This is a genomic window from Bacillus sp. 3255 (assembly GCF_031456485.1).
Lineage (GTDB): Bacteria > Bacillota > Bacilli > Paenibacillales > NBRC-103111 > Paenibacillus_E.
Map to the genome: position 1 here is coordinate 66,579 of NZ_JAVDUS010000026.1, position 17,470 is coordinate 84,048.

The 17,470-nt window shown below is 49.4% G+C and carries 20 protein-coding genes; 17 read left to right on the forward strand and 3 right to left on the reverse strand.

Annotated features, from left to right (window positions below; all coding sequences use genetic code 11):
• Positions 1-34: 34 nt before the first annotated feature.
• The 13 genes from J2X61_RS31535 (at position 35) to J2X61_RS31595 (ending at position 12,374) form a co-directional block, all read left to right on the forward strand.
• A complete protein-coding gene (locus J2X61_RS31535) occupies positions 35-1,444 on the forward strand; it encodes an ATPase, T2SS/T4P/T4SS family (RefSeq protein WP_310193839.1) in 1,410 nt (469 codons plus the stop codon).
• Between the two features lie 4 nt (positions 1,445-1,448).
• Positions 1,449-2,381, forward strand: a complete 933-nt coding sequence (locus J2X61_RS31540) for a type II secretion system F family protein (protein ID WP_310193842.1) — start codon at positions 1,449-1,451, stop codon at positions 2,379-2,381.
• A 119-nt stretch (positions 2,382-2,500) separates the two neighbouring features.
• Complete coding sequence (locus J2X61_RS31545) at positions 2,501-3,262, forward strand: hypothetical protein (protein WP_310193845.1); 762 nt, start codon at positions 2,501-2,503, stop codon at positions 3,260-3,262.
• Between the two features lie 18 nt (positions 3,263-3,280).
• Entirely contained in the window at positions 3,281-3,430 is a 150-nt protein-coding gene (locus tag J2X61_RS31550; protein WP_310193847.1) for a hypothetical protein, read from the forward strand.
• 34 nt (positions 3,431-3,464) lie between these two features.
• On the forward strand, positions 3,465-3,596 hold the full coding sequence (locus J2X61_RS31555; protein WP_310193850.1) for a hypothetical protein: 132 nt from the start codon (positions 3,465-3,467) through the stop codon (positions 3,594-3,596).
• Complete coding sequence (locus J2X61_RS31560; RefSeq protein WP_274472844.1) at positions 3,593-4,018, forward strand: hypothetical protein; 426 nt, start codon at positions 3,593-3,595, stop codon at positions 4,016-4,018. The genes J2X61_RS31555 and J2X61_RS31560 overlap by 4 nt, the downstream gene beginning before the upstream one ends.
• Before the next feature lie 16 nt (positions 4,019-4,034).
• Positions 4,035-4,517, forward strand: coding sequence for a hypothetical protein (locus J2X61_RS31565; protein ID WP_274472845.1), 483 nt, complete (start codon positions 4,035-4,037; stop codon positions 4,515-4,517).
• Between the two features lie 51 nt (positions 4,518-4,568).
• Positions 4,569-5,753, forward strand: a complete 1,185-nt coding sequence (locus tag J2X61_RS31570; RefSeq protein WP_310193852.1) for a M24 family metallopeptidase — start codon at positions 4,569-4,571, stop codon at positions 5,751-5,753.
• 152 nt (positions 5,754-5,905) lie between these two features.
• Positions 5,906-7,687, forward strand: a complete 1,782-nt coding sequence (locus J2X61_RS31575; RefSeq protein WP_310193854.1) for a cache domain-containing sensor histidine kinase — start codon at positions 5,906-5,908, stop codon at positions 7,685-7,687.
• On the forward strand, positions 7,665-9,134 hold the full coding sequence (locus tag J2X61_RS31580) for a response regulator (protein ID WP_310193857.1): 1,470 nt from the start codon (positions 7,665-7,667) through the stop codon (positions 9,132-9,134). The genes J2X61_RS31575 and J2X61_RS31580 overlap by 23 nt, the downstream gene beginning before the upstream one ends.
• A 108-nt stretch (positions 9,135-9,242) precedes the next feature.
• Complete coding sequence (locus tag J2X61_RS31585; RefSeq protein WP_274472849.1) at positions 9,243-10,574, forward strand: ABC transporter substrate-binding protein; 1,332 nt, start codon at positions 9,243-9,245, stop codon at positions 10,572-10,574.
• 74 nt (positions 10,575-10,648) lie between these two features.
• Complete coding sequence (locus J2X61_RS31590) at positions 10,649-11,524, forward strand: carbohydrate ABC transporter permease (RefSeq protein ID WP_274472850.1); 876 nt, start codon at positions 10,649-10,651, stop codon at positions 11,522-11,524.
• Positions 11,525-11,549: 25 nt separating this feature from the next.
• The gene (locus tag J2X61_RS31595) at positions 11,550-12,374 is read left to right on the forward strand and encodes a carbohydrate ABC transporter permease (RefSeq protein ID WP_274472851.1); all 825 of its coding nucleotides are present in this window, start codon (positions 11,550-11,552) and stop codon (positions 12,372-12,374) included.
• 101 nt (positions 12,375-12,475) lie between these two features.
• On the opposite strand, the gene clpP is transcribed toward J2X61_RS31595, so the two are convergent.
• From clpP to J2X61_RS31610, 3 genes are read right to left on the reverse strand one after another with little or no spacing between them, the layout of a single operon-like run.
• Positions 12,476-13,057 (reverse strand): ATP-dependent Clp endopeptidase proteolytic subunit ClpP, encoded by a 582-nt coding sequence (clpP, locus tag J2X61_RS31600; protein WP_274472852.1) that lies wholly within the window; start codon positions 13,055-13,057, stop codon positions 12,476-12,478.
• Positions 13,058-13,095: 38 nt separating this feature from the next.
• Positions 13,096-13,434, reverse strand: coding sequence for a hypothetical protein (locus J2X61_RS31605; protein WP_310193861.1), 339 nt, complete (start codon positions 13,432-13,434; stop codon positions 13,096-13,098).
• A gap of 13 nt (positions 13,435-13,447) precedes the next feature.
• Positions 13,448-14,038, reverse strand: coding sequence for an ArsR/SmtB family transcription factor (locus J2X61_RS31610; RefSeq protein ID WP_310193864.1), 591 nt, complete (start codon positions 14,036-14,038; stop codon positions 13,448-13,450).
• 305 nt (positions 14,039-14,343) lie between these two features.
• Between J2X61_RS31610 and J2X61_RS31615 the strand changes: the two genes are divergently transcribed.
• From J2X61_RS31615 to J2X61_RS31630, 4 genes are all read left to right on the forward strand, one after another.
• Entirely contained in the window at positions 14,344-14,526 is a 183-nt protein-coding gene (locus J2X61_RS31615) for a hypothetical protein (protein ID WP_274472866.1), read from the forward strand.
• Between the two features lie 251 nt (positions 14,527-14,777).
• The gene (locus tag J2X61_RS31620; RefSeq protein ID WP_274472867.1) at positions 14,778-15,182 is read left to right on the forward strand and encodes an NUDIX hydrolase; all 405 of its coding nucleotides are present in this window, start codon (positions 14,778-14,780) and stop codon (positions 15,180-15,182) included.
• A 180-nt stretch (positions 15,183-15,362) separates the two neighbouring features.
• On the forward strand, positions 15,363-15,845 hold the full coding sequence (locus tag J2X61_RS31625; RefSeq protein ID WP_310193867.1) for an iron-containing alcohol dehydrogenase family protein: 483 nt from the start codon (positions 15,363-15,365) through the stop codon (positions 15,843-15,845).
• A gap of 183 nt (positions 15,846-16,028) precedes the next feature.
• Positions 16,029-17,249 (forward strand): MFS transporter, encoded by a 1,221-nt coding sequence (locus J2X61_RS31630; RefSeq protein ID WP_310193869.1) that lies wholly within the window; start codon positions 16,029-16,031, stop codon positions 17,247-17,249.
• Positions 17,250-17,470: the final 221 nt, after the last annotated feature.

Genomic DNA, 17,470 nt, shown 5'->3' on the forward strand with positions numbered 1-17,470 from the left:
AGTGAACGAGGAAAGGTTTTCGATTATTACTTATATGCATGAACGAAAGAGCGATGCCAATGATGACGGGTTAGCTTCGAGAATAAGTCCCCAACACCTGTCTGATGGAACTGGCAGGTCCGGCCGTGCGGAGATGGAAGATAGCTTGTTTTATCAATGGGTGCAGGAGATACGGGGCGAACTTGTCGCGATCAAGGGGAGGACGGACGAGGAGAAGCAGAGCTATAACGAAACGCTGAATCGGGCCATTCTCGGATATGAGGAAGAGCGTGGAAAGCTGCTTGCCATGATTGACGATATAGTTTCCAAAAGAAGCCTGAAAGGCAGACCTCCTAGATTTAGCGGATATACGTCGCTGCCGGAGGCGGTTTTTGCAGAAATTATAGGGATGAATGTGCTTGAGCTTGTTTTGAAGCGAAAGGAGGGACTTGAGGAGATACAGGTAGTGGGTAGGCAGATCTTCGAGGTGCGGGGCGGATGCGCTCTTCCTTCTGCTTATACGCTGCCGTCCGTGCGAGAATTGGAAAGAATTCAGCAAAACCTGGTGCTTTTTAATAACGATACGTTGAGTCCTAGGAAAAAGTGGGCGGAGGTCGTGCTGCGGGACGGGTCGCGGGTTACGATGACAGGGTTCGGGTTCACGTCGGAGCCGACGTTGACGATCCGCTTTTACACGGTGAAAAAGTTTGATTTGGCTTCGTTGGCTACTGCAGAGCTTGCGACGATGGATGCACGGATGGAACAACTGATTCGCTGCCTGGTCCGGTCGTATTTCAATATGGTCGTGATTGGTCCGACGAATTCAGGGAAAACGAACCTGATTAAGGCAATCATTGCGGAGATGGATGATAACGAAAGGATTATCACGATCGAATCTAGGTTCGAACTAAATTTGAAGAAGGATTTCCCGTACAAAAATATCGTCGAATATGAAATTGACGAGGAGGATTCCCGGCATTCCGGATTGCAGGCTTTTAAGTTGGCGCTTAGGCAATCGCCGAAACGGATTTGTCATGCGGAAATTCGGGATGAGGATGCGAATCTGTATGTCAGAGCTTGTACGCGCGGGCATGAGGGCAGCATTACATCCGTCCATGTTAGTGAATTGGAGGATGTTCCCGATGCGCTCACGGATATGTGCATGTTGGATGGCCGAGGGATGGATCCTTTGCGGTTAACGAAACGGATCACGGAGTTTGTGACACAAATCGGGATGGAAATGGCTGTCGTTCACGGGAGACGAAAAATTGTGCGGATCGTCGAATATCGTTTCGAGAATGGGGAGGTTTGCGTCACGGATCTCGCAGTTTATGACAAGTCGACAGATGGATGGAAATTTCCCGGGAAATTGTCGCAACCTGCATCGCGGAAAATCAGCAAGTCTGACCAAGAGGGACATGCTGTGCTGTCGAAGCTCGGTTTTATTGAGAAAGAAGGCGAGTAATGGAATGATTGTCGCCAAATATGTCTTTGTTTTACTGCTGTTTCTATTGGTTTTTGTGGTTGTGCGATCCGTTTTACACGCCGCTATCCGACAGCGTGAATCCAGGTGGAGGCTGCAATATGTCAAAACGGCTGCGATTAACCATCGTTTCAGCGAATTTTTGGGAAATAGGAGCCGGCTGTTTCGGCATGTGAGGGAGTTGATGGAATCCGTCGAAACGGGCTTCAGTGTACAAGCGATGCTGATGTTCAGTGTGATTTTATCTCTGGCCGGGCTGCTGACAGGGCTGTTGTTTTTTCAGTCTTTCAAAGGAGTGACGGTGTTGACACTGATTGGCGCATCGTTCCCTTACTTCATGCTTCGGCTCAAATTGGTCAGTATCCGGCTGCAAACCAGGCTGGAGTTTCTGCCTGCAGTGGAAATATTTTATCAGTACTACATGGTGGATCCGAATAAAAATTTGAAGTCCGCATTGAAGTACTGTTTGGAGGAAAATCGTATTTTATACCCGATCAAGCCCGTATTTGAGCAGCTATACCGCAATTTAATGACTCAAAGGGACACGGAGGAGAGTTTGCGTATTTTCTCGCTTACACTCGGCCATACCTGGGGGGATTATTTCATTGGTATTGTACGCGTTGCTCTGGCAGAAGGATGTTATGTCGGGGATAGCTTGAAGGATTTGATAGCCGCCATGAGAAAAGCGCAGCGTTTCGATCAAATGGAGCGCAACCGGTTATTGGAGATTCGGATTGCCAATTTCTCGCCGATTTTGTTTCTCGGTTTGTTTCTGTTTATTAATTTCAAGGTTAATGCAGACAATGCTTATTTGTATTACATTGTTGACCCGGTAGGGCGAAATATGCTGCTCGATGCGCTTTTGTTAATTTTCGTATCCTTTTTGATGGGGATTTACTTGTCAATGCGGAGAATGTGAGGTCCGGCATGATGCCAATCGCATCTAATTTGCTGCTATTCGTATTTGTTTTGATGGCTCTATATCACGGTTTTCATCTTGTTCCTGTCCGTGTGAGAAGGTGGAGACCTTTAGAGCGCATGACCTTGGTGAAGGACGCGAAGCTCCCGTCCTGGTTGTTTAAGCTGTTAGGTTTGAAAGCGAAGATGGTGGAAGAGAAGCAACAGCTTCTGTTGGGCTGCGGCATTCGCATAAACGGCGGCCTATATGAAGGCGTTAGAAGACTTCTGGTATGCGGCGCATTCATGATGATCGGCGCAGGATATGCCGCGTGGAAGCGGCCGATGTTCACTTTACACATAGAACCCGCCTTTGTTATGGCAGGAGGTGCGTGCCTGCTCGTTCTTCTGTTATTCGATAGAAGGGTATTGATGCAATTGAAGGCCAGAAGGGCGCATCGCATTGTTCGGGAGATTTATGTCATTAGTCATCATTTGCTGTATTACAATGAATCCCGAATGAGTTTACACACCAAGCTGTCGCTATGCTCGTCTCAGGTGCGGACAATCCGGACGCAGTTCGGACTTCTGCTGAATGAGTGGTACGAAGGTTCTGAGGCGGCGATTGTGCGGTTTAAAATGAGGCTCGGAACTGACGAAGCGCACAGCTTCGGGGAGACGCTGAATGCGCTAAGACTGAACGAGCATGCCCGTTATTATGAGCTGCTGCAACAGCGCGTTCAGGATTACAAGGAAAAGATGGATCTCGTCCGGGACAGCCGAAAGGAAACTGTGTCGTATGTGTTGTTCGTGCTTGCCGGCCTGCCGATTATGAATACGTTTCGGGTATTCATGTATCCGTGGATTGCGGAAGGCCAACGTTTATTTGATGCGATTAATTAAGGAGCGTGAGGGGTAGGTATGAGAAATATTTTGATCACCGTTATGATGCTGATTGTGGTGGCTTTTCTTTTTACGACAATTGTCAACGACGGTTCGACAGGGTTAAGACGGAATATTTCAACACACGGCAGCAAAGCGAATACGGAAATTTCGGCATTGAAACCTTAGGCATAGAGGACATTTTGTTATGAGGTCGATTCTAATGACGGTAATGCTGATTATGGTGGTAATCGTAATTTATAACCATTCGCTTGGGGGAAGCGCGGGTACGCGTGCCCAGGTGCATACGAGCGGTGCAAGATTGAATGGGACGATTGAGCGGATTGATCCATGAAGCAGATTTTGGTGTTCGTTCTGCTTGCTGCAGTGATTTGCTGGCTTATGTTTGCACCGGTGTATAAGCATGTGCTGATTGTCAGGCAGGCCGTTTTGCAAAAGGAGGTTGACTATTTGCTGGAGATTGGTGCTAATGGAATGCACGGTTATATTGATAGCGTGATGATTCGGGATTCGAAAGCCCGTATGGAGGCCAGAGGGTTCATTGCTGAAGATCTCGTGTACACCGTTGACACGACGGACGGTAACTGGGGCACAGACCGCAATTCGCCGGTTAGGCGAGGGACCGGATTGCGGCTAAAGTTGACGTATCCGTATCATCGACTTTTCGTCATTGACCGATTGATCGGCATACCCGTTCCTTCCGAGCTGGACCGGATGGGAGCAAGCGGCATGAAGATGAGCGAATATGTGCCTTAAGGTTTGAGGGGATGCCATGTATAAGCTACTGTTGATGGTGCTGCTGAGTGCAGTCATCATGTCGATGTTTGCCTTACAAGCGGATGAGGAAGTGGCGTTGCACACGCTGTTTCGCGGCAAGCACGCTTTGAACCGGGCAGTACATGCCGCCGCCCAGCAAAGCGATCAGTCGAAGCTGGCCAGAGGCATTCCTGCGATCGATGAGAGCAAGGCAAAAACTGCGGCTCTGCAATATTTGCAGGCGAATCTGAGGCTGGACGCAGCGAATGATCCGCTGCCCGGAACGTTTCTGCAGCAGAGAGTTGAGGTGGAGGTATTTAAGATCGTTAATGACGGGGAAGTCTTTCCATATACATATACCAATCCGGTTTATGGGTATTCGGTCACGCTGGAGCGGCCTGGCGTCATCATGTTCATTCGTTTGAACTATCCGCGGACCTATACAATCATGCAGCCGATTACGTGGACGATTAAGGGGTCTGCGGAAATGGTCTTTTGAATGTATAATAGAAGGTGAGGTGTACATTAGGCCGAGTTAGGAGAGGTAGGCATGACAATTTATCGACAAAGGCAGCAGCTGCTGCAGGTGGAGCTGTTGAAGCGGGGGTGGTCGGGCTTCCTGGTCACTCACCACGTGGATATATATTATTATTGCGGTTCGATGCAAACGGGGTATTTGTTCATCCCGGCGGAGGGCGAGGCGCTGTATCTCGTCCGCCGCAGCCTGATCCGCGCTTCGGAGGAAGCGTTTGCGGACGTACAGTCGCTGGGGTCCTGGAAGACGCTGGCTGAGCGTCTTCGCGCGCGCAGCGCGAACGGCTCCGCAGCGGACACCCCGCTGCGGGTTGCAACCGAGCTGGACGTTCTACCGGTCCAGCTGTATAGCAAGCTCCAGACCGCGCTGCCCGGCGCGGTCTGGGAGGACGGCTCGCTGCTCGTGCGCGAGCAGCGAATGATCAAATCGCCGGACGAAGTCACGGCGATTCGCGAGGCCGCGCGCATCGTCGATGCGGCGCTGGAGGCGGTCATCCCCCTCGTGCGCGAGGGGATGGCGGAGTTTGAGCTGATGGCGCTCATTGAGCATCAGCTCCGGCTGCGCGGGCACCAAGGGCTGATGCGCATGCGCGCGTACAATTCCGAGTTGATCACCGGAATGGTGGCGGCTGGCGCATCGGCGGCGGTGCCCACTTATTTCGACGGGCCGGCCGGGGGCACGGGGCTTCACCCGTCCAGCCCGCAGAGCTCAGGCCGCGCGCTCATACGCCGCGGCGAACCGATCCTCGTCGACATCGGGTGCATGACGGACGGCTATTTAATCGATCAGACGCGCACGCTGGTGATCGGCGATTTGGACCCGGAGCTGCAGAAGGCTTATGACGCGGCGGAGGCGGTACTCCGTGCTACGGAAGCCAGGCTGCAGCCTGGGGCGATCGCCGAGCATCTGTATCTGCTCGCGCTGGATCAAGTGCAGGAAGCGGGGCTGAGCGACCACTTCATGGGGTACGGCGCCGACCAAGTGAAATTCCTAGGTCACGGCATCGGGCTCGAGATCGACGAGCTGCCCGTTCTCGCCAAGGGCTTCAAATATCCGTTGGCCCCCGGCATGGTCATCGCGATCGAGCCTAAGTTCACCTTCCCCGGGCGCGGTGTAGTCGGCATCGAGGACACGTATCTGATTACGGATACCGGCTGGGAGAAGCTGACGGTATCGCGGGGCGGCTTGATCCGGGTTTGAGTGGAGTGGATGCCGCGTATCGGCTGACCAATAGACTTGCAAATAAACCCGGAGATGGATGAACATCCCCGGGTTTATTGTTGTGCCGTTTTGTTTTTTCTAGGCAAGCAAGTATACTAGACGCATATTAGACGGAATAAGGGGACACGGACGTGCGACATTGGATACCGCAAACTTTAAAGTACAGGCTGTTCTTAGCTTTCCTGTTAATTATTCTACTGCCGATCATCCTTCTGAACATGACGCATGTTCAAAAGTTCGAGACGTTAATGAGAGAGCAAGTCAGTTCGCAAAACCTCGAACAGATGACAACGATTACGTCGTCATTGGGAAATTTATTAAGCGTTTCCGAGAAAACGTTTACGCTCATTGAACAAGATTCTTTCCTGACGGCGATGCTCAAAAATCCGGAATCCGGCCTCTCCTATACGGCTGTTCAGCAGAAGCTGAAAATCGAAGAGAAATTCAATGCCATTAACAATAGCGTGTTTCTAGCGAATTCTTATGTGTATTACACCATTCTAGATGCCGATCGGCATGTGTACATGTCGTATGGACCTAACCGTATTCTAAATTATGAGACAATTGCTGCTCAGCCGAGAGTGCAGGAGGCTTTCCAAGGGAAATCGTTGTCCAGCTGGCTGCTGGAGGAAGGGGGGCCTGACTCTGTGTTTGGCATTAACCCTTCCTTGCTGACGATGTATAAAGTGCTGCGGGACGAAAATAATCGCATCTACGCCGTGATCCGCATCGGCGTTGACTTTCGCAGCTGGCTGAGAAGCGCCATTCCCAGCCAAGTTAACGAAGAGCAGTACGTCTTGGCTTCCTCGGAAGGCCAAATCCATGCGCGCAGCTCGGAGGGAAATAACGACGCGATCCCCAATCCGCTTCAAGTCGCGAGTTGGGAGCCGACGGGCTCGCAGGTGGAGAATAATCATATTATCAGCTATTCGAAAATTCCGAATTTGAACTGGTTCTTGATCAAGAGTGTTCCAACGAAATATTTATTCCAAAAAGTAAATCAATTGCAGCAATCATACATCTTAACAACGCTGTTCATTGCGGTGCTGTTCATTGTGATGACCTTTCTCATATCGACGACCATCACCCGGCCGCTGCAGCTGTTGCAGCGCAAAATGTCCGACGTGGTGCGCCGGAATTTGAAGATCCAACTGCCTGAGGAGAGCTACAAGGGAGAGATTCTCACCTTTGTTCAGGCTTTTAACAACATGGTCCGGGATGTGGAAAATCTGCTGCACCGGCTGAAGGAAGAGGAGCGCAACAAGGAATCCATGCGGTTCCAAATGCTGCTCTCGCAGATGAATCCGCACTTTTTGTTAAATACGTTAAATACGGTGAAATGGCTGGCTATCGAGATTGGCAACAAGCAAATTCCCGAGGTATGCGAGTCGCTGGGGAAGCTGCTGGAGGCGGGGATTCGGCTAGACGTGGATTTGATTCATCTGGAGCATGAAATCGAGCTCGCTCAAAGCTATATCAGCATCCAGAAACTTCGTTACGACCGGGAATTCGATGTGGCCATTTCCTACGACCCGGAGCTCAGATTTGCCCTCGTCCCCAAGCTAAGTTTGCAGCCGCTGATTGAGAACAGCATTTACCACGGGTTTGCGAACTTGGACAGAGTAGGCCGAATCGACATTCGGTTCCGCAGGGAGGAAGATGAGCTCGTCATCGAGGTTGAGGATAACGGCGTCGGGCTGAAGAACAGCGGCAGCCTCTCTTCGACCAAGAAGGGAAACGGCATTGCACTGAAAAATCTGGAAGAGCGGCTGGCGCTCTTGTACCGGAAGCAGGGGAAGATCACGCTGGAGAGACTGGAGATGGGAACGCTCGTAAGGCTTCGCATGCTTCTCCTGCTGTCGCCACCATATTTGAAGGGGGAAAGCTTGCATGTGGACGGTTCTCTTGGTTGAGGATGAGGCCTTCGTAAGACGCAGCATTCGCAAAGGGATGCCGTGGGAGGCTAACGGCTTTAAAGTGATCGGGGAGTGCGGCAACGGGCAGGAAGCTTTGGATTTTATTCGCGCGTACCAGCCGGATCTGGTGATTTGCGATATTATGATGCCGGTGATGAACGGCGTTGAGCTGCTCGCCCAGGTACGCGAGGATCAGCTCGGAACAAGCTTCATTATGCTCACGGTCATGAACGAGTTTGCCTATATTCAACAAGCGATGGAGCTTGGAGCCTCCGGCTATGTCCTGAAGCTGTATTTGACTCCCGATAAAATGTCCGAAGCGCTTGCAAAGGTGAAAGTCGAGTTGGAACGCAGTACCCGTCTAATGACGAAAGAGTTGGACGATTATTGCGAAGCGCTGTATCACGTAACCCCCGCACAAGAGCGGACCGCAGCCGGCCCTAATCAGTTTGACGAAACGTTTCGTCCGAATATGCTGCTTCTTATCCTGCATGGTCAAGCCGATTTCGATAAAAAGGATTTGGCGCGTCTGCCGGTCTTGGACTTGGAGCATGCTTCTCCTGGCAGCAGGGCTCATCTGTATACGAAACATGGCTTAACAACGGTGTTCCTCAGCATGCCTGAAGGTATCCGGCCTAGCCTGCAAACCGGCGAGCAGCGCAGCTGCGATGCCATTGTCGTTGTTGCGTCCGGATTCAAGCCCGATGACCTGCAGCAGGTATGGCAGGGGATGCTTGTCCGTGTAACGGAGTTATGGTATGGCGGCCGGAAGGGCGTCTACCTCTATCAGCCGAAAGTGGAGAGCCCACAAGGACATGCTTCTTCCAATGTACCGTGGCTGCTAGAGAAGAATCTGATTCAGGCGTTCGAACAAAGAAATCAAGCTAATTTACTTCACGCCTGGCAGGAGATTTGGTCGTGGATGGCGGAGGCCCAGCTGTCGGTGCTGCGGGTGAAGGAGTTCGCTATGCGGCTTGACCGTCTGTTCGCGGATCTTGCCGGCGCTCCGGTCTCACAAACCCAGGTGTATGCAGAGGCGGTTTCGCATGAAGCGGCCGGCTTGCTATTCAAGCATAGGATCGAAATGTATGTGGCATACTGGAAGGAATCTAGTTATGAAGTTACGGACCATGCCGAAATTAATAAAGTCATCGCCTACCTGAACCAGCATTATGAGGAAGATTTACCTCTATCTTTGCTCGCGGGGGTTGCCATGATGGACGACAAGTATCTCAGCGTTCTGTTTAAGAAAAAAACCGGGAAAACGATCACCGAATATTTGACGGGCATTCGTATGGAGAAGGCGTGCGAGCTGCTGCTGCAAACGGATGAGCCCATCGCACTTATCGGTGCTAAGGTCGGCTTTTCCAATGAGAATTATTTTGCCCGGATTTTTCGCAGGGAAGTCGGCAAGCCCCCAAGCGTGTTTCGGCAGCAAGGCTGAAATCAAACTTTTGTGCTATAAGAACAAGAATTTGTTCCTTCGAACTGAATAGCCCTGATGCTATAGTTACCTTATAGCCAGACGACATCAGAAATTCAGGAGGGTCAAATGAAGAAGAATATGAAAACCACCATGCTAAGTCTTCTGTCCGCAACGGTCTTGCTGAGCATCACCGCAGGGTGCGGGGCATCCGGTGAGAAGGCGGTTGGCTCCAATACGTCAGGTGCGGCTCCCGATGCGAAGAAATCCGTGACATTAACGTTGTGGGGCGGTGTGCCGGCAGAATCCGGTCCGCAGGCCGTGATTGATAATTGGAATGCCAAGAACCCTGATGTTCAGGTCAAATATGAGCGGTTTGTGAATGACGATGCCGGAAATCTGAAGCTGGATACCGCGCTGACAACGAATCAAGGCATTGATTTGTATGTGAACTATGCGTTGCCTCTGTTGACGAAGCGGGTTGAAGCGGGGACTGCTCTCGATTTGAGCGAATTTAAGGATTACAACATCGATGAGAAAATGGGCGCGGACGCGAAGGACTGGAAAGTGAAGGACAAGTATTACGGACTTCCTACCAAAAAGAACGTCTCGTTCATCTGGTTGAACAAAAATGCACTGGATGAAGCTGATCTTGCTGTCCCTTCCTTGGATTGGACAATGGAAGATCTGCAGCAGTATGCCGCTAAGCTGAAAAAAGGCACACGTTGGGGCTTCACGCAGCATATCTCCGGCTACACGAATTTCTTCGACGGTTCGAATGCGGGAGCAGGGTTTACGAAAGCGGACGGCACCTCCAATTTGGACGAGCCTTCGGTTCGCAAAGCGTATGAGTCGATGTTTAACATGATGTATACCGACAAATCGATGCCGCTTCTCGGCGAGCAGATTACGAGCAAAATGCCGACGGATACGATGTTCCTGAAAGGTGAAACCGCGATGCTGGGCGCAGGCGAGTTCGTTTTCCGCTCATCCAACAACATGAAAGACTTCCCGCGCGACTTCAAGATTGCTTTCGCTACCGTTCCGAAAGTAACGAAGGATCAAACGACTTTTAAATATCCGGGCGGACTTGGCGATGTGATCTCCATTAACCCGAATTCGAAGAATAAAGATGCGGCCTGGAAGTTCCTGAAATGGTACGCAGACGGGGGCATGCTGCCGCTTGCATCCGGCGGACGCCTCCCATCCTCGAAGGATGCGAATGTGGAAGAAGCCTTGAAATTGCTGCTGGGCGACAATGAGAAGACCTACGATGTCGACTCGCTCAAAAAAGTCGTATTCGGCAAGTTCCCGACATTCACGGCGACGATTCCTCAACAAGTTGTCGATGCAAGAAGAGAAGAATACGAGAAGTATTTCTTGAAGGCACAATCTTTGGACGATACCTTGAAAAATACGGTCAAACGCCATAACGATTATTTGGCTAAAAATAAGAAATAAGCTAGAAAAAAGGGGAGCTGCATCAGGCAAAGAGGCACCTCCCCTTTTTCGTTCAAAAAGGAGGGGCTAGACGCATGAACTGGGCAAAAAAACAACAGAGATTAGGCTACTTGTTCATTTTACCTAATATGTTGGGCGTCATTTTATTCTTTGTGATTCCTGCGATTTTCTCATTGGGCATTATGTTTACGAATTATAAATATACATCCCCGGATATCCAATGGGTGGGACTGGATAACTTTACGAGACTGTTTCAAGATCCTATTTTTTATGTTTCTTTGAAGAAAACGGCACTATTCCTTGCGGCAGTCCCGATTTCCATCGGTTTGGCGTTTGTGGTAGCCCTTGTGCTAAACCGCAGTGTGTATGTCAAAAGCCTGCTTCGGGCTATGTTTTTCATGCCCTACATTACAAGCGGTGTCGCCGTATCGTTCGTCTGGATGCTGTTGTTTCAACCGACGCAAGGACCGATTAACGGCTTTCTTCGCTCTATAGGGATTGAACACCCGCCGGGCTGGATGTCGACAACGACATCTTCCATGTATGCGATAGACATCATATGGGTGTGGTTTTTACTCGGGTACAATATGATCATTTATTTGGCTGCTATTCAAGAAATTCCGCAGGAGCAGATGGAAGCGGCCAAAATTGACGGCGCTAATACGTGGACGACGGTATGGAAAATTATTTTCCCGTTGGTCAGTCCCTCTACGTTCCTGCTGCTGATTACAGGACTTATTACGTCTATGAAAACATTCGGAATGATTGAAGCGGTCACGCAAGGGGGACCCGGCGGCAGCACGACGATTTTATCCCTCTTCATCTATCACAACGCTTTCCGCTATTACGAAATGGGATATGCCTCCGCCATCTCATGGGTGCTGTTCGCCATCATTTTTATTATAACAATGGTTCAGTGGGTCGGTCAGAAGCGCTGGGTTCATTATTAAGTCAATCGACCGGGGTGATACAAATATGGAGATGAAATCAACGAAGATCCTTACAACGATTATTATGCTTTTTCTGGGCTTTTTCATGATCATGCCGTTTCTGTGGATGATCAGCACCTCGTTCAAAACGCCGAACGAAGTGTTTCAATATCCGATCCAGTGGATTCCCGATAAAGTGACATTAGAACACCATATGAAAGTGTGGACAGGCAAGGAAAGTTTCGTTACGTATTACTGGAACTCTTTGAAAATCGCGGTCATTTGCACGATCGGGGCTACATTCTTATCGTCACTGGCTGCCTATGGATTCTCGCGCGTTGAATTCAAAGGAAGAAACGCGTTATTCATGTTCTATCTGTCCATGATGATGGTGCCGCCTCAGGTGTTATTTGTTCCTAAGTTTATTCTGTTTGATAAAGTGGGCATTTATAACACGCATTGGGCTTTGATTTTACCTGGATTGTTCACAATATTCGGCGTATTTCTGATGAGACAGTTTTTCATGTCGATTCCTCATGAGATTACGGAGTCCGCATTCGTGGACGGGGCGGGGCACTTCCGCATTTTCTTTCAGCTGATGCTGCCTCTGGCCAAACCGGCGCTCGCGACGCTGGCCATTATCGATTTCTCCTGGCATTGGAACGATTACGAGAACGCGCTCGTTTTCCTGTTAGATCGCGATCTGTACACGGTGCCGCTAGGGATGCAAAACTTCATTCTGGAATTCAATATCGATTATAACGGGATGATGGCTGCGACGTCTGCAGGTATTGTTCCTATGCTGCTCGTATTCTTGATCGGACAGAAATATATTATTCAAGGCATAACAGGTTCTGCGGTAAAAGGTTAATGCCGTTCCGGGACGGACATTGTACATCCGCATAGCACAAAGGGCTGACCCAGGTAGATGTGTCTACTTCGGATCAGCCCTTCGTGTTTAATAGAAGGATGTTAAATTTTCTCGATAACCTTATCGATCAAGCCATAAGCTTTGGCCGCTTCGGCATCCAAATAGTAGTCGCGGTCCGAATCGAGTTCGATTTTCTCAATCGGCTGTTTCGATGTATCCGCTAGAATGCGGTTCAAGGTTTGGCGCGTCTTGAGAATGTGCTGGGCGCGAATATGGATGTCGCTGGCCTGCCCTTGGGCGCCGCCCCACGGTTGGTGGATCATGACTTCGGCATTGGGCAGCGCGAACCGTTTGCCCGGTGCTCCGGCGGTTAACAGAATGGCGCCCATCGATGCCGCCATGCCGACGCAGATTGTAGACACGTCAGGTTTAATGAAGTTCATCGTATCGTAAATGGCCAATCCCGCAGAAGTGGAGCCGCCAGGCGAGTTGATGTACAGTGAAATGTCCTTCTCCGGATCCTCGGCGGAAAGGAACAGCAGCTGCGCAATGATGGCATTGGCTACCTGGTCGTTCACTTCGGTTCCAAGGAACACGATTCTGTCTTTGAGCAAGCGGGAATAGATATCGTAAGAACGCTCGCCGCGCGAGGTTTGTTCAACAACCATAGGTATGAAACTCATAGGAATCATCCTTTCTGTTATTAAGGTGGTTAATACGATTAAGCAGCGGCCATTCCTTGTACCGTGCTGCGGTGTGCAGGCAGTTGTTGGCCAAATCCGGACGAGATGACGATGAGACGAACGGGCTCCTCACCATGCAGGGAAGGGATTTCGCGAACGGTGATGGTAGCTTCAGACTCTTGTACGCCTTGGCGGCGCTTAGCGTCGAAGGGAATGACCTGGGTGTTCGAGCTGTTCGTTTGCTTCGGGCGTCGTGCAGACCGTTCCCATGTTATCACAGGCGTCGGCGGTGCCACAGGCGGCGCAGGCGACACAGGGGCCGTAGGGGCTTCCTCTTTGGGCGGTACATTCGTTTCTTGTTCACGTTGATTGCTCATCGCAGTGGCCTCCTCATTCTTTCGGTTTGGGATACACGGCTACTAGTACATGGTAGGACTCATGTTCTTCTTCACCCGCAGGGGCGGAATAACGCTCTACAAGCTGCTGCACCATGGCGGCATACTCCTCGACGAACGCTTGACGCTGCTGCTCATTGGGTAATTGAACTTGCAGTTGAAGCGTTGCGCTGGGAATGGTTGCCCCGACATCGGACTGCTCCATCAGCAGCATGGCGTCCCTCCGAATTCGCTCCGAAGTAGTGACGAGATGGGCTAGCGAGCTTTGATCCTTCAGCTTCTGCACCGTTTCGGGCTTCATGCTGAGCGAGTCTGCCAGCACGAAGGTCTTGGCGATGGATCGGTAGAGCACCTCCACGAGATTGCGGACTTGGCGAGTGCCGACTCGCCGAACGAGTCCGGCTTTCTCCAGCGCCTTCAAATGGTAATTGATACGCTGGGCCGTCTCTCCCAATGTCCGAGCGACCTCAGCGGCGGATCCCGGTTCGAGAAGCTGTGCGATAATTTCGCCGCGAATCGGGTTCAGCAGGACCGTGGCCTGTTCCGGGGACTCGATGTAATAGCTGTCTTGAATATCGTTTAGCATGGAGAGGTTGCCTCCAATACAATGAATATGTTACGTAAAAACATTTTATTACGTGGGGGATGGAAAGTCAATGGGCGCTGTTGTCGGGTTGGTTGTTGACGGGTGACAAATAAGTTTTGAAGTAGACAATAAAGTTATGAAGTGACAAATAAAGTTGGATATTTCCAAGTTGGATTACTTTGCAATTGGCTCGCTTGATATCTGGAGCGGGACGAAACGTGAGCCATTGTTAATGCACCAGAAGTGGTGGTCTATAAACATGACGTCAAATACCCATATTGCCAAGAATAGGGAGTACGAACACAATGGGCGACTTTGAAAACGGTCAAAATGTATTGATTGATTACGGTTCATTTCAAAAAGTAGCGACTTATTTAGCCTCAGACAACGGCAATAATGTATTTGTCGATACAAGTGGAAAGTTTGTTTTAACAGATCGCTATTTAATGAAAGGCTCTGTAAGCATAACAGCAATTGAAGAAGATTAAGAACTCCGTTGTCACTAAAAGATAAATCATGCTTCAACGGCTATAAGAAATTTTGGCCACTTAAGTGATGGTTTGCGTGAAGTCGAAGGACCATATGGGTTTATTAGTCACGCGTGTGGGAGGAGGTGAAGGGATTAAATTAACGGGCAGCATAGCGTGGAAGAAAATTGTTTACAGGAATATCCGGACATTATATACTTTAATACATAAAAGCGTTTAAGTGATAAAGTGTGATTTAGGAGGCGCATCTGATGAAATTCATCGTTTCAGCGAGTGTAATTGTACTCAATGAAAATAACGAAATTCTATTAATGCGAGGTCGTCGTGGATGGGAGATGCCACAAGGATGTGTCGAAGAAGGGGAAACTATTCGGGAAGCCGCTGTCCGTGAAGTGAAAGAAGAAACAGGAATCGAAGTTGAATTAATTAATTTCTGTGGATTGTATCAGAACATAACTCGGGGGGTATGTAATAACATTTTTACAGGTAAACCAGTTGACGGTTCATTAACAACAAGTATTGAGAGTGATGAGGTAGGTTACTTTTCATTGGAAGAGGCAAGGAAAATGATAACTTGGGGTAATTTCATGGACAGAGTAGATATGGCGTTAAACAATCAAACTCATCCTTTTCTCGTTGAATTTCGAGAATCATAAAAAGAAATGTACTCATCTTAAGTTCATCATTAAAGAAACGGCGAACGATAGCTTCATAGTAAAGGTCAGGCAATGCTCTGCCTGCGGAGGTGAATCTGCAATGCGGATTTTTCACAATCTTCTATACCGCCTGAATCGGGTAGTTCTAAACAACATTCACAGTAGGGGAGAAGAGTAACTATGGATGGCGTACATTTTGTTCTGGGGTCACCGAATGGCTATATTCAAGAACCGGGAATCGTTCGAAAAGCGGGAGAGTGGATCGCCAAGTTCGCCAAATCCATTTTATTCAGCGGAATGGTCGGCGGACTCGGGGAGGATAACTGCCGCTCTGCAGCGGCCCATGCCATTCATAACGGATTGACGGTCATCCCGGAGACACACGAAGCTTATCATGGAGAAAAAGTGGCATATGGAATTCTCGTTCAGGTCGTACTTGAAGATCGCTCGAAGCAGGAGATTAAGGAGCTTTGTGATTTTTACAGATCGATCGGGCTGCCGCTTAAGCTAAATGAGCTTGGTATCCATCGCGAATTATCACAGGAAGAATTGAATGAAATTTCGAGAATTTCCCTTCTGCCAGAAAGCACAATGGGGAATATGAACTTTCCTGTTACTTCAGACATGATCATTCGCGCTATTCGTACAGTAGAGAGTTTTTAGATGCAAAGGGTCCACATCATCCAATTTGAAAAAAAGCTTGAGAAATCAGGCCTTTTTTTGGGGGAATGGCTTCGCGCGCCTGTATCCATTACTACATTTTATCATCCTACAAAAACGTTTTATGAGGAGCTCTCCTTAATAATGGTATGATGGTAGGCAAACGGAAGAAAAGGGAGTGCTTCTTTGATCGACAATTCTTGGAAACGTAATCTTTTCGTACTGTGGGTAGGGACTTTTCTCGTTAGTATGGCCTATACGGTATCCATACCGTTTATGTCAATATTTTTGCAGGATGATCTAGGTGTACGAAGCCATCTGGAGCTATGGACAGGTGTCGTATTCGCCATTACGTTTTTAGCCGCGGCACTGATCGCTCCGTTCTGGGGCTCCATGGCCGATAAGTATGGCAGGAAGCCTATGATGCTTCGCGCAGGGATTTGTCTGTCGATCGCGTATTTTCTATATTTCATCGTCCAAAATCCTTATGAGCTTATCCTTGTAAGAATTATGGAAGGTTTACTTGCGGGATACATTCCGTCCGCCATCGCCGTGGTAGCCACCAATACGCCGGAGAAACATGTTGGTTATGCTCTTGGCATCATCTCCACTTCCAGCGCAGCTGCTTCCGTATTAGGACCGCTTGTGGGAGGGGTTGTAAGTCACCTGATCGGCACACGTGAAACTTTTTTAATGGCCGGCGTGATGGTACTGATCGCCTTTATCATTGCATGGGTTTGGGTCAAGGAGCCTTCCTTTATTAAATCCGAAGCGAAGCGGTCCGCAGTGCTTAACGACCTGAAGGATGCGGCGGCCAATCGGACGCTCGTTTCCGCGCTGTTCATTGTCTTCATTACATCGACGTCGATCATGATTGTGGAGCCGCTGCTTACGATCTATGTGCTTGAGCTGGGCTCCAGCCAGTCGTCCGCATCGCTTTATGCAGGTATTATTTTCTCTGCGGTAGGCATCGCTACATTGATCGCAGCGCCGCGTTGGGGCAAGCTCGGAAGTAAGTGGGGCTACGAGAAGGTGCTGTTCATCGGGCTCATCGGCGGTGGGATCGGAAATTTACTGCAATTATGGTTTCATGATCTGATCGGATTCGGTGCTTTGCGGTTTGTATACGGCCTCTTTTTCGCTGGTGTATTTCCGGCGCTTAATGCCTTTATCGCTATCCATACGGAACCTGGCTTTCGCAGTCGCGCTTTCAGTCTGAATCAATCGGCCAATCAACTAGGCCTGCTGATGGGTCCGCTAATTGGAGGCTTTCTCGCAACGCAATTGTCCATTCCCGTCGTGTTCGTTATCAACGGCAGTCTGTTATTGCTGGTGGCTGTTCTGCTTAAGCTTCCGAAGTTTGCTTTCCAGCCCAGTCCATCCGCATTCAAGGAAATGTCGAAATAAGCTTATTTAGAAAAAATAGCAGGAGTATCTTTTTAGGTGAGCCACTATTCTCACGAGAAATCTTTGGGATGGACAGTTGTTGATTTTATCATCGATTCTCTCCAGCGTCTTTTCAAGCTCCTTCATTTGATCGATAACTTTCCCGCGATACGTTTCTATAAATCCTCGTCTTGCTGTTATTGTAGAGACTTCACTATTCTGCAACGCGACAAACTGCTGCA

Bases quoted from the DNA above. Each gene is read 5' to 3' on its own strand.
- J2X61_RS31540 (WP_310193842.1), top strand. From the start codon at position 1,449: ATGATTGTCGCCAAATATGTCTTTGTTTTACTGCTGTTTCTATTGGTT.
- J2X61_RS31535 (WP_310193839.1), top strand. From the start codon at position 35: ATGCATGAACGAAAGAGCGATGCCAATGATGACGGGTTAGCTTCGAGA.
- J2X61_RS31565 (WP_274472845.1), top strand. From the start codon at position 4,035: ATGTATAAGCTACTGTTGATGGTGCTGCTGAGTGCAGTCATCATGTCG.
- J2X61_RS31610 (WP_310193864.1), bottom strand. From the start codon at position 14,038: ATGCTAAACGATATTCAAGACAGCTATTACATCGAGTCCCCGGAACAG.
- J2X61_RS31545 (WP_310193845.1), top strand. From the start codon at position 2,501: ATGACCTTGGTGAAGGACGCGAAGCTCCCGTCCTGGTTGTTTAAGCTG.
- J2X61_RS31625 (WP_310193867.1), top strand. From the start codon at position 15,363: ATGGATGGCGTACATTTTGTTCTGGGGTCACCGAATGGCTATATTCAA.
- J2X61_RS31590 (WP_274472850.1), top strand. From the start codon at position 10,649: ATGAACTGGGCAAAAAAACAACAGAGATTAGGCTACTTGTTCATTTTA.
- J2X61_RS31570 (WP_310193852.1), top strand. From the start codon at position 4,569: ATGACAATTTATCGACAAAGGCAGCAGCTGCTGCAGGTGGAGCTGTTG.
- J2X61_RS31615 (WP_274472866.1), top strand. From the start codon at position 14,344: ATGGGCGACTTTGAAAACGGTCAAAATGTATTGATTGATTACGGTTCA.
- J2X61_RS31580 (WP_310193857.1), top strand. From the start codon at position 7,665: ATGTGGACGGTTCTCTTGGTTGAGGATGAGGCCTTCGTAAGACGCAGC.
- J2X61_RS31585 (WP_274472849.1), top strand. From the start codon at position 9,243: ATGAAGAAGAATATGAAAACCACCATGCTAAGTCTTCTGTCCGCAACG.
- clpP (WP_274472852.1), bottom strand. From the start codon at position 13,057: ATGAGTTTCATACCTATGGTTGTTGAACAAACCTCGCGCGGCGAGCGT.
- J2X61_RS31605 (WP_310193861.1), bottom strand. From the start codon at position 13,434: ATGAGCAATCAACGTGAACAAGAAACGAATGTACCGCCCAAAGAGGAA.
- J2X61_RS31595 (WP_274472851.1), top strand. From the start codon at position 11,550: ATGGAGATGAAATCAACGAAGATCCTTACAACGATTATTATGCTTTTT.
- J2X61_RS31560 (WP_274472844.1), top strand. From the start codon at position 3,593: ATGAAGCAGATTTTGGTGTTCGTTCTGCTTGCTGCAGTGATTTGCTGG.
- J2X61_RS31550 (WP_310193847.1), top strand. From the start codon at position 3,281: ATGAGAAATATTTTGATCACCGTTATGATGCTGATTGTGGTGGCTTTT.
- J2X61_RS31555 (WP_310193850.1), top strand. From the start codon at position 3,465: ATGACGGTAATGCTGATTATGGTGGTAATCGTAATTTATAACCATTCG.
- J2X61_RS31620 (WP_274472867.1), top strand. From the start codon at position 14,778: ATGAAATTCATCGTTTCAGCGAGTGTAATTGTACTCAATGAAAATAAC.